At 32.2% G+C, this 10327-nt stretch carries 9 protein-coding genes and 1 pseudogene; 8 read left to right on the top strand and 2 right to left on the bottom strand.

Annotated features, from left to right (window positions below):
- The first annotated feature begins 76 nt into the window (after nucleotides 1-76).
- Genes BST83_RS19540 through BST83_RS01765 form a run of 8 tightly spaced genes read left to right on the top strand, consistent with a single transcriptional unit; the run spans nucleotide 77 to nucleotide 7987 of the window.
- Nucleotides 77-286 (top strand): SCP2 sterol-binding domain-containing protein, encoded by a 210-nt coding sequence (locus BST83_RS19540; protein ID WP_146092092.1) that lies wholly within the window; start codon nucleotides 77-79, stop codon nucleotides 284-286.
- Nucleotides 286-1221: an alpha/beta hydrolase gene (locus BST83_RS01740; protein WP_104808319.1), complete on the top strand. Its 936-nt coding sequence runs from the start codon at nucleotides 286-288 to the stop codon at nucleotides 1219-1221. Before BST83_RS19540 ends, BST83_RS01740 begins: the two co-directional genes overlap by 1 nt.
- Before the next feature lie 9 nt (nucleotides 1222-1230).
- Nucleotides 1231-1815 (top strand): hypothetical protein, encoded by a 585-nt coding sequence (locus BST83_RS20295; RefSeq protein ID WP_240614605.1) that lies wholly within the window; start codon nucleotides 1231-1233, stop codon nucleotides 1813-1815.
- Nucleotides 1800-2390: an alpha/beta fold hydrolase gene (locus tag BST83_RS20300; RefSeq protein WP_240614606.1), complete on the top strand. Its 591-nt coding sequence runs from the start codon at nucleotides 1800-1802 to the stop codon at nucleotides 2388-2390. Before BST83_RS20295 ends, BST83_RS20300 begins: the two co-directional genes overlap by 16 nt.
- A gap of 2 nt (nucleotides 2391-2392) precedes the next feature.
- Nucleotides 2393-5638: an HAD-IB family hydrolase gene (locus BST83_RS01750; RefSeq protein ID WP_104808320.1), complete on the top strand. Its 3246-nt coding sequence runs from the start codon at nucleotides 2393-2395 to the stop codon at nucleotides 5636-5638.
- A gap of 13 nt (nucleotides 5639-5651) precedes the next feature.
- Nucleotides 5652-6653 (top strand): NAD(P)H-dependent glycerol-3-phosphate dehydrogenase, encoded by a 1002-nt coding sequence (locus BST83_RS01755; RefSeq protein ID WP_104808321.1) that lies wholly within the window; start codon nucleotides 5652-5654, stop codon nucleotides 6651-6653.
- A gap of 10 nt (nucleotides 6654-6663) precedes the next feature.
- The gene (locus BST83_RS01760) at nucleotides 6664-7176 is read left to right on the top strand and encodes a hypothetical protein (RefSeq protein ID WP_104808322.1); all 513 of its coding nucleotides are present in this window, start codon (nucleotides 6664-6666) and stop codon (nucleotides 7174-7176) included.
- A 7-nt stretch (nucleotides 7177-7183) separates the two neighbouring features.
- Nucleotides 7184-7987: an AfsR/SARP family transcriptional regulator gene (locus BST83_RS01765; RefSeq protein WP_104808323.1), complete on the top strand. Its 804-nt coding sequence runs from the start codon at nucleotides 7184-7186 to the stop codon at nucleotides 7985-7987.
- 376 nt (nucleotides 7988-8363) lie between these two features.
- Here the strand turns inward: BST83_RS01765 and BST83_RS01770 are convergent, their stop codons facing one another.
- On the bottom strand, nucleotides 8364-9407 hold the full coding sequence (locus BST83_RS01770; protein ID WP_104808324.1) for an IS5 family transposase: 1044 nt from the start codon (nucleotides 9405-9407) through the stop codon (nucleotides 8364-8366).
- A gap of 101 nt (nucleotides 9408-9508) precedes the next feature.
- Nucleotides 9509-10125: pseudogene (locus BST83_RS01775) on the bottom strand (lipoprotein signal peptidase).
- Nucleotides 10126-10327: the final 202 nt, after the last annotated feature.

A 10327-nucleotide genomic window follows, 5' to 3' on the forward strand; every position in this document is an offset into this window, starting at 1 on the left:
AACGAAGACAAAAAGCTACTGGTTTGTATGATTTTGATCTAAATTTAGGTAACTCAGAAATCAATTATCAGCTAGCATTTTAAAAGAAAGTGTTTCCGTTAAAAAGAAAAAAACTGCAAAACCTGTTGTAAAAATTGAAATTGATGATGATAATTTAATCAATCTTTATAAAAAGAATTTAGTATTACAAGAAGCCATCATTCAAGAAAGAGTAAAACTTACAGGTACTAAAAAGAACATTGATAAATTCTCGCAACTACTTTCTGAATTTTTAGAAAAAAATTAATGAGTTTTACGACCAGTGCATACAAAACAATTGATGATGAAACCATTTTTTATTACAAATGGCCATCAAATAGAAACAACCCTATAAAAGGAATTGTACAAATTGCTCATGGGGTTGGTGAACACGCAGGCAGGTACCATCCAATAGCAGAAAAATTACAAAATGAAGGTTTTGAAGTCTATGCAAACGACCATAGAGCTCATGGAAAATCAGTGAAAAGTCATGATTATTTAGGCTATTATGATGGTGATAATTATTTTTTGGATGCTTTAAATGATATGCGCCAACTTACAGAAATCATCCAAAAAGAACATCCAAATAAAAAAATAATTTTGTTTGGTCATAGTATGGGTTCTTTATTGAGTAGAGAATATACTACCAAATATGGTGCTGATTTAGAAGCGTTAATTTTATCCGGAACGGCAAGTTTTATGAAAGGTTTGGGGCCTGTGGGCCTTTTTAGCGCAGACATTTTAGGCAAAATTAATGGCAAACATAGAAGTAACGAGTTATTAAAAAAGCTGTTCTTTACACAATTCAATAAGAAATTTAAACCGAACAGAACAAAAGTAGATTGGATCAGTAGTGATGCGCGTCAGGTAGATTTGTTTGAAGCCGATCCGTTAAGAATTGAAGATTTTTCTTTAAGTGTTTTTCGAGATATCTTGAAAGGGACTAAGAAGATTAATAAAATTCAAACTTTTGAAAGCACGCCAAAAGACTTGCCTATTTTAATTTTTTCGGGCGATAAAGATCCAGTTGGAGAAATGGGAAAAGGAGTCAAAAAAGTGGCAAATGCATATGAGAAAGCGGGCATTAAAAATCTAACGCTAAAACTTTACGAAGGTGGTAGACATGAAATGCTGAATGAAATTAATAAAAATGACGTTGAACAAGATGTCATTAATTGGCTAAATGATAGAATTAAGGTATAAATTAGAAAAATGGAAAACAACAAAACGCTCTATACATCCTTTACAAAACTTGCCCTAAAACTTGCCATGTCTAAAGGCATGACTTTAAAAAAAGCAAAGGAAATCGTTATTCTAAAGTTTGAACTACACCCTTTTGAAAAAATGATTGTTGGCCTTATTGATGAACGTAAACTAATAAAAAAAGAGATCCATACACTATTAGACGAATGTATATCTGTTTGCGAAGATTTTGGACCTGATAGAGATTATGTAACTTTAATTATTGTTTTAGATAGAATAAGCAAAGTAAAGGCAACTAAAAAAGGTACCGATGACATTGCAAATCAAGTGCTAATCGCCTTCAAAGAAAAGATTGAAGAAATAAATACAAGAATAGAATCTCCTCCATTATTTAATGTGATTTTAGAAACGAGATCTGTTGTAGAATGGGTTTCTATGTTTGGTATTTATCCTTTTATACCAAAGCACAAAGCGAGTAAAAATAGACCCGTTTTATTAATGCCGCCTTATTTAGGAAATGATTTATCTACCACTTTTGTAAGAAATTACCTTAAATCTGTTGGTTTTAAAACGTATAAATGGGAGCTTGGGTAAATATGATTAACTCAAAATCATTACCAAAATTGATAGAAAAGTTAGACGAAATCTTTGAAAAACATCAGGAAAAAGTAAGTCTTGTTGGCTGGAGTGGCGGAGGAATTTTTGCAAAAATAATTGCGAACAGACATCCTGATAAAGTAGAACAATTAATTACAATTGGTTCTCCTGTTTGGGGCGTTAAAAACATGAAAACCCCTGTAGTTAGGTCTTTAGAATTTTTAAGAGGACGAAAATTAAAGGAAAGAAATGATAAATTTATTAAAGAATTAGAAGAAATTCCAGATGTACCCGTGACCTGTATTTACACAAAAACCGACGGTCTTTTGCCTTGGAAACATTGTATGGAAGCTGAAACATTAAGAAAAGATATAAAAAATATCGAAGTTTTTGGAAGTCATTGTGGAATGGGTGCGAATGCATCCGTTTTATTAACCGTAGCCAATTCTTTAAACACGAATATTACAGGTAAAAAACCAAAAGGTATCATGACTAAGGTTGAAAGTTTATTTTTCCCTAAATTCTGGGAACAAAAAGGAATATCAAAATTTACAAACCTCTTTTTTAGTTAAGTATGGAACATCGTTTACAAAATATTATAGAGCATCCTAAATTTCAAGAAAAGCTTCAAGAAATTGCAACAGCTCAAGAAATTGAATTTTCTGAAATTCAAAAACAAGGAGCTGATTGTATTGCAGAATTGTATTCTCAACAGCATCCTATTGCAAACATGTTGTCTCTAAAAGGGTTTCAATTTATGATGTCTAAAGCGTACAATAACAAAATAGATATTGATCCTAAAGAAATAAAAAAATTGATGAAATTAATGCGACAAAACTCTGTTGCGTTTATTTTAACACACAAAACCTATTTAGATACTGTTGTTTTAGTAACCACTTTAGCTAGATATGGAATGCCAATTCCGTATACTTTTGGAGGCATCAATCTTGCTGTTCCTGGTTTTAAACAATTGGGGAAAAAATCTGGTTTAATTTTTATCCGAAGAAGTTTTAAAGAAGACCAAATTTACAAAGCTGCTTTAAGACATTATATTTCTTGCATGATAGAAAATGGCGATCATTTAACTTGGAATATCGAAGGCACGCGCTCTAGAACAGGTAAGATTGTCTATCCTCAAATGGGGATTTTAAAATACATCATGGAAGGTGAAAAAGAAAGCACACGAAATATAAAATATGTACCCGTTTCTATTGTGTATGATTTAATTCCGGATGTTAAAGAAATGACTGAAGAAGGCAAAGGAGTCGCAAAAAAATCTGAAAATATTAGTACTTTTATCAACTACTTTAAAAAGCTAGGAAATGAATATGGCAAGGCAGCGATTCGATTTGGTGAGCCTGTAGATGCCGGCGATCACCAAAATGCCATCATACCGGATATTGAAGAAGACAGTTATTCAGACACAAACACATTGCCGCGTTTTGCTTTTGAATTGATTCATAATGCAAATATGATAACACCAGTAACGACTGTATCACTGGTTTGTAATGTACTATTAAACAATTTTTCACTTACTAAAAATGAGATAGAAATTAGCGTTATTCAACTAATGAATTATATTGAACAACGTAAAAAAGATGTTTTAATTGAACGAGGAAAAAGCATTGGTGCATCGGTGCAAAAAGCTTTAAATTTATTACAAAGTTCAGGCATTATTCAAAAAAATAAAGCAGGCTATAAAACACAGTATAGTTTAACTTCCTCTGAGTTTTTGTCAGCAACCTATTATGCAAACATGGCTTCTGCACATTTGTATCACAGAGCTTTTATAGAAATGGCTTTGGTTCAAATTAAGGATGAAGATTCTCCCAATAGGATTCTTTCTTTTTGGACAGAAATTATGCGTTTAAGAAACTTGTTTAAATTCGAATTTTTCTATACAAATAAACCGAAGTTTAGCAGTGAAATTGAAGCCGAATTATCGTTGTTTGATAAAAATTGGAGAGCAATTATTAGTAACCCAAAAGGAGATATAAACGGATTATTGGCAAGACAAGAAATGTTTGTTTCTAAAGGATTGTTATTAATCTATTTAGAAGCCAACAAAGTAGTCTGCCAAACTTTACATTCTTGGGATTTAGAAGATGAATTTACAGATGAAGATTTTATACAATTGTGTCTTTTTAAAGGAAGAGAATTGCATTGGCAGAATAGAATTAGCAGATTAGACAGTTTATCTACGCCCTTTTTAGTGAGTGCTTTGCGTTTGGCAAAAAACAGTAAACTAACTCCGTTTGATAAAAAAATAGATATCAAGGAATTAGATGTCTGGATGGATTTGCTAGAAAATCTTACGGAACGTTTGCGATTTTTACAAAAATTAGAAATTGTAAATACGAAGAAATTAATCAGTAAAAGAAAAGAGGAGAGTGAAGTTGTTCCTGGTGCCGAATTAAACAGTATTTCTGAAGATGTTTTAGAGGATGAAGAAGGCCCGCATATTGCAGCATTTTTTGATTTAGATAGAACGTTAATCAATGATTTTTCTGCTAAACAATTTTTAAAATCTCGCTTATTAAGTGGTAAATCCACTGTCAAAGAATTGCTTTCTCAATTTGCTACCGTTTTAGTATATGCAGCAGGCAATAGGGATTTTGAAATGCTTACAAAAATTTCTGCTTTGGGCGTAAAAGGTATCAAAGAAAAACAATTTATAGATTTAGGTGAAGAAGTATACCAAGAACACTTGGCAAACACTATTTATCCTGAGGCAATTGCATTAATTGCATCTCATGTAAAAAGAGGACATCAAGTCGTTATTATTTCTGCCGCAACGCGTTATCAAATTACACCAATTGCAAATGAGCTTGGTATCAAAGATATTTTCTGTACAGAAATGGAAGTTAGAAAAGGAAAATTTACGGGAATCATTTCAGAAATGTGTTGGCAAGAAGGAAAAGCGAGGGCTGGTAGAAAATTTGCAAAATCTAATAACATCGATTTATCAAAAAGTTTTTTCTACACCGATAGTATTGACGATTATCCTTTATTAGAAATTGTAGGCAAACCAATTGCTACAAATCCTGATACTAAATTATCACAATTGGCTTTTGAAAACGATTGGAAAATTCTTCGTTTTAAAGAAAACAAAAGAAAACCTTTGGTTAACGGATTAAGAACTGGCTTAGCTGCTGCAAGTTTATACCCATCTGCATTAAAAGGGATTCTAAAAGGAACCTTATCATTATCTCATAAAGAAGGTATAAACGCAACCATTTCTAGTATTGGAGATTTAGGAACTAGATTGGCCGGTTTAGATATTGTTGTAAAAAATAAACATAATTTAGAAGATCATAGACCAGCAGTTTTTTGTTTTAATCATCAATCGTCTGCAGACTTTTTTATCATTTTAAAATTATTAAGAAAAGATGTTACTGGTATCGCAAAAAAAGAATTAGAAATGACTCCTTTTGGCCCACTATTTAAAGCAATGGGCGCAATATTTATAGATAGAACTGACAAAGATAAAGCGTTAGAATCAATGAAAAATGCTTCAGAAATCCTAAAAAAAGGAACATCAGTTGCCATTGCTCCAGAAGGCACAAGAAGTGGAAGTAAAACTTTAGGGAAATTTAAAAAAGGTGCTTTTCACTTAGCGATAAAAGGTGGCGTTCCAATTGTGCCAATTGTTATTAAAAACGCATATATGGCAATGCCAAAAGGAAGTAAAATATTTAAACCTACACATATTGAAGTAGTGGTTTTAGATCCTGTAGACACTTCTGAATGGAAACCAAAATACATAGATAGCTATGTTGAAGAAGTTAGAAACTTATTTTTAAAGGAATTAGAGAACTAATAAAACTAAAATTATGAAATTAAAAGTTGGATTATTGGGCGGCGGTTCTTGGGGAACAACTGTTGCCTCCTTAACTGCAAAAAATAGCCTCACAATTATTTGGGCAAGAAACCAAGAAATAGTCGATGAAATTAATGAGCATCACACAAATAGCAAATATTTACCTAATGCTAAATTAACACATTCTTTAAGAGCATCCGTTTCTATAAAAGAAACGGTTGAACATGCAGATGTTATTGTTATGGGTGTTCCTTCACAAAGTTTCCGTGAAGTTTTAGAAGAAGCAAAACCACATATTAGACCTTGGGTTCCCATCATAAATTTAGCAAAGGGATTGGAAATTAGCACCAAAATGCGAATGACAGAAATAATTGAAGAATTAATGCCTGGTCATCCAATTGGTGTTTTAACAGGTCCTAATTTAGCTAAAGAAATTCATTTTGGAAAAGCCGCCGCTGCAGTAATTGCAATGGTGGATCATTCAATTGCACAAAGTTTACAGTCGGTATTTAGTTCGGGTTTATTTCGTGTGTACACAAATGATGACGTTATTGGGTGTGAGTTAGGCGGTGCTTTAAAAAACATTTATGCAATCGCCACAGGAATGGGAGATGGTTCAAATGCTGGAGATAATACACGCGCTGCAATTATAACTAGAGGTTTAGCAGAACTTACCCGATTAGGAATTGCGATGGGTGGTAAAAAAAGTACTTTTTCTGGTTTAGCAGGAATGGGCGATTTAGTTGCAACGTGTTCTAGCACCAAAAGTAGAAATCATCATGTTGGTTTTCAATTAGGAAGAGGCAAGAGCTTAGATCAAATTATTAGCGAAATGGACGAAGTTGCTGAAGGTGTAAAAACAGTAAAAGTAGTTATGGAACTAGCTAAACATTATAAAATTGATATGCCAATTGCCAAAGAAATTTACAAAGTTCTCTACGAAGGTAACAACGTAAATGATGCTTTTAAAGGTTTATTAAAATACGAAACTGGCTCTGAAAAAGAACCGGGTTAAAATTAAAGTCATGACAAAAAAACAAGACCAAACAGCCTCTTTTATGGTTCGTTTTAACCAACGAATCTTTGAAGAAAATGGCGAATCTAAACTGCAATGGCGTGGTAAGATTTCTCATATTCAAGATGGTGATGAGAAAAGATTTTCAGATTTTAACGATGCCTTACTTTTTATGCAGCAAAAGTTAGGCGAATTAACGGAAGAAGCTACAAAACATCAAACTACTGAGGAACAAGAAAGTATTCTTAAAAAAAGCTATTCTATGTGGAAAACCATTAGGGATTTTGGTCCAAAAGTAATTAGAGACACCTTAAAAGATCCTAAAAAACAGTTTATACATTTACAAGATGAACTTCAAGATAAAATAAGCACATTTAGCGAAGAAATATCAGAGAAAGTGCAAATTGATCAATGGAGAAATGCTTCAAGATCTGATTTTAATAAAATTCAAAGTCAAATAGAAAGCTTATCATCAGAAATAACAAAACTTGTTACAAAAGTAGACGCTATAAAAAAGAAATAGTTGCGCTATGTTTAACGCTCTTCAACAATTACAAGAATTACAAGCCTTTCAAAAAGATGCACAAATTCGCATTGAAACTTTAGGGCATTTTTGTGTGTGGAGAAATCATCAAAAGATTGAAAGTAAAGAATGGGCAAGAGATAAAACGATTCAATTATTGCAATATTTAGTTTCTAATCGAAAAAGAAATGCACTTCATAAAGAAAAAATTATGGATGGCCTCTGGGAAGAATGGAATGATCGAGATTTTAAAGTGGCGCTTCACGGAATCCATAAAGTTTTAGAACCAGAGAGACTTTCTAGAACAGAATCAGAATATATTATAAGACAAGGTGTTAGTTACCAAATAGATTTAGAAAAAGTTTGGATTGATGTCGAAGCCTTAGAAAAATACATTATTATTGGTAATGAAGCTTTTATTGTTGACAAATCTATTTCTAAAATAGCCTATAAAGCTGCAATAGCATTATATAAAGGATCTTATTTACCCAACAGAATCTTCGAAGATTGGACCTCCGAAGAAAGAGAAAAAACACAACTTTTAATTTTAGGCGCTTATATCACCTTAGCAGAAATTTTACTAGAAGAAAATCCGTTAGAAAGTATCCGTTTGGCGCAAAATGCTTTGGCTATTGATGCAACTTGGGAAGACGCATACAGAATACAAATGCAAGCGTATATTATTAAAGGCAACAGACCTCAAGCGATCAAAACGTATATGAAATGCCAAGTGATTTTAGAAGAAGAGTATGGAATTTCCCCGCTTCCTGAAACAAAAAAATTATTGAAAGAGATAGAGGAAATACATTAAATATTTAAGACACGGATTGCACAGATTTACGCGGATTGTTGCTTTGAGTTGAATCTGCTGCTGTAAAAAAAGACAAGGGTTTAACGAATTACACAGACCCTCGCTTAACTCTAATATTGTGGATAGAATAAAAAAAATACCAATCAATTTAAATTTTATTTTACAATTTAACATGTTTCATCCGTGAAAATCTGTGAAATCCGTGTCTAAGAAAAATTAAAGACTTTACATGGTTCATATAATACAAGACCGTTGCAAAAAGCGAACTTAATTATTTTTACTTTTTAGAGTTCCCTTTTTTTTAGCTACAACATCGATTATGCTATTTTTTTTCTATTTTAAGTGAGTAAATGCCTCTTTTAGGCCTCATTTTTCCTTAATTTTTACAATTAGACGCAAATATCCCTGGACTTCGATATAAATTATAGCACATTGCCTCCATCAAATTTTGTGTATGCATTTTTTTCATCCCTCTGTATCTTGCAATTCCACCTTTAAACCATAATTTTATTCCTCCAAAAGTACGTTCTACTTTAAACCTTGTTTTTCCTATTAATTTATTGAATCTAGTTTCCCATTTTGTTAACGGTTTATTTTTTACCGCCTTTTTAAGGATATGATTCTTTAAATTACGCTTCTTTAAAATCGCAACATTTTTCTTTGATTGGTACCCTTTATCTGCCTTTAGAGGGATGTCTTTTGGTAATACCACATTTACACTTTCTAGAACTTCCTCCAAATTTGCAATCTCATTTTTGCTGGCAGTTGTGGTTAGTACTCCTAGAACGAGTCCTTCGTTATCCGTTACATGATGCTTTTTAAACCCAAAATGGTACTTTCCTCTTTTCTTTAACCAAGTACCCTCTTTATCGACACTATCTGGATATTCTTTGTGTACTTCTACTTGGTCTGCACAGCGGTCTTCGGTTACCTTAAAATTTGTTTTTCCTTTTGGTCTAAGTGGCGTATCTATTACACTAGCGTCTATTATTAAACCTGTTTTTACAATGATATTATGTGCTTCTAGCTGTTTGTTTATGGAGGTAAATAATTTTTCGAAGGTTTGTGTTTTGGTTAATGCGGTTCTAAACCTACTTAAAGTACTATGATCTGGAGCAACCTGTTCAATGGTCATCCCACAAAAATAACTAAAGGAAAGACTGTCATTTATTCGGTCTTCAACTTCATAATCGCTTAAACCATACCAACTTTGTAAAAGACACATTTTAAAAAGTAATGTCCCATCATAAGAAGGCTTGCCAGTGGCACTTTTTCCTTTTAAATAATCATTATTTATTAGGATAGAGATCGTATCCCAATCGATAAGGGTGTTTATTTGGGTGAAAAATGTCTTTTTAATTTTTCTTGCTCGTAAATCGCAAATGCTATCGGCTAAAGTTGGTTGTTTTTGTATTTTCATACACTAAATTTACAGATTAATATACTTACAATCATATATTTAACATAAATAATAACGTGTTATTTTTGTGCTTTTTATTAGGTACTTCCTTGCAACGGTCTTTACTCCTGTACTTTCTTCTCTTCCTTTGGAAAAGCTTGTTTGCTAAAAATAAAAAGTAATGCTACACCTACACTAATATAGGCATCCGCAGGATTAAAAATATATTGGAAAAAAGTATATGGTTCACCTCCAATAAAAGGAATCCAGCTTGGTAAATCTCCACTCCAAATAGGAAAATAAAACATGTCTACCACTTTACCGTGAAAAATACTTCCGTAAGGTTGATCTGCAAAAAGCGTTGCCACTTTATTGGTAGAATCGTCAAAAATTGCTCCGTAAAAAACAGAATCTATAATGTTACCAACGGCACCAGAAAAAATTAACGAAATAGCAATAATCACTGCATTGTGCACTTTCGTTTTTATGTTGCCAATTAACCAATACATAATTGCTGATACTGCAACCAATCTAAAAACAGTTAAAAAAGTTTTCCTGCTTTTCCGCCAAACTCAAAACCCATTGCCATTCCGTTGTTTTCTACAAAATGGATTTTAAACCAATCGAAAACCACCACTTCTTCGCCTAAAACAAAGTTTGTTTTTATATATATTTTAATAACTTGATCTAAAATAATTGTAAATAAAATAGTAAGAATTGCGATGTTCTTTTTAGACATTTTTATAGAATTGTGCTCACAAAAATAAGACTATTATTGTGTTTTTTGGGTAGTTAAATAAATATTAGCTTTTAAGCTTGTTACCGTAAAGGTTTTCTGGTTTTTTTCTGATTTATTTTGATATATTTTTCATACAAAATATCATTAATTTGTATTTTTCCAAGCTTAGAAGTTACCTCAATTTTTGCGTTTTAAGTGTTGC

Source organism: Polaribacter filamentus (assembly GCF_002943715.1).
Classification (GTDB): Bacteria; Bacteroidota; Bacteroidia; order Flavobacteriales; family Flavobacteriaceae; genus Polaribacter; species Polaribacter filamentus.